The 398-nt window shown below is 64.6% G+C and carries 1 pseudogene; it reads right to left on the bottom strand.

Annotated elements, in window-relative coordinates:
- Positions 1–398: pseudogene (locus tag ACWTU8_RS33225) on the bottom strand (1,4-alpha-glucan branching enzyme); the annotation flags it as partial.

The following is a 398-nucleotide window of genomic DNA, read 5'->3' as shown; positions in this document are numbered from 1 at the left end:
ATGTGGGTGAACCCCGTCTCGACCACATAGGGGATCAGCCGGTCGGCCAGTTCGTCCCATGACAGGAACGTGCCATCGTCGTGAAGCTGCCAGGATCCGGCGTGGACCTCGTAGATCGAGACGGCTTCGCGCCGGGGATCGGCATTGCGCCAGTAGTTGCGATGCGCCTCGTCGCCCCACTCATGCGCCGGCGGCACGGCGACAACCGAAGCCGTGGCGGGACGCAGTTCGGATTTGAACGCAAACGGATCGGCCTTCAGCGGCAGCCTGACGCCATCGGGTCCAATGATCTCGTATTTGTAGGGTCGCCCGGCACCGATGTCGGGGATGAACACCTCCCATATGCCGGTGTCGCGGCGATCGCGCATCGTGTGGCGCCGGCCGTCCCAGTCGTTGAA

This window comes from Mesorhizobium sp. BHbdii (genome assembly GCF_053848045.1).
Note: the sequence above shows the minus strand (reverse complement) of the source record. Positions and strands in the feature narration are given on the sequence as shown.